We start from the raw sequence: 803 nt of genomic DNA, 5'->3' as shown, positions 1-803 counted from the left end.
TAGTCCGCCTTGAAACGGAAGTAGCCCTCGGACTCCATGAAGTCGATGACATTGTTGCTGCTGCGCTTGATGGTGTCTACGTTGGCAGCGGCTCGTTCGCTGACCGTGAAACGGAAGTTGTTCTGTACCAGCCGGTGCAGTCCTTCCAGACACCAGAGCAGGATGCCCTCCAACTCAGCGCACATCTTCTCCACAAGGAAGGGGTCGTCTGTGCGGTCGGCAGGCTTGTCCTTGGTGGTCAGGATGAGTTGGCGGCGAAAGAAGCCATCCGAATGGTCGTACAACGAGGTCAGCGCGCCGTTGCCGAAGCAGAGGAACCGGGCGTAAATGTCCCTCTGGTAACTCTGGACACCTTTGCGCTCCAAGTCCAGTTTGGCCTCGGCGGTCACGATGGTCTTAATATAATTCGTTTTAGGCAGGGCATTCATGTCCATGTCATCGTCGATCATCAGCAGGCGGCGTTCCAGATCGGCACGGGCAAAGCGGTTGTTTTCCACTTTCTGGACGCTGCCGTTGCTGGCGGCATCCCCCATGAGCCGCTTGAGCACCAGCCCGATGCGGGACTTGCCCTCGCCGCCCTTGCCGACAATGAGCATCATCTTCTGCCCTTTGGTGCTGGGAATGAGGCAGTAGCCCAGATATTCCTGCAAGGTGGGGAGGTCGGCATCGTCCAGCAGCTCGTGCAGAAAGGTCAGCCAGCGTTCCGGGCTGGGTGCTTTGGGGTCGTACTTCACAGGCAGGCGGTTCTGGCAGAACAGGCGGCTCTCCTGAAAAGAGCCGTCCGGCAGATGGTACACGCCGTT

General features: G+C 58.5%; 1 protein-coding gene. It reads right to left on the bottom strand.

Features of this window, described 5'->3' with window-relative positions:
- The coding region (locus AAAU26_RS14570; protein ID WP_349180841.1) for a DNA primase family protein at positions 1-803 on the bottom strand (803 nt) is incomplete at both ends.

This window comes from Faecalibacterium longum, assembly GCF_040094125.1.
Taxonomy (GTDB): Bacteria; Bacillota; Clostridia; order Oscillospirales; family Ruminococcaceae; genus Faecalibacterium; species Faecalibacterium longum.
This window is presented reverse-complemented; position numbering and strand designations above follow the sequence as displayed.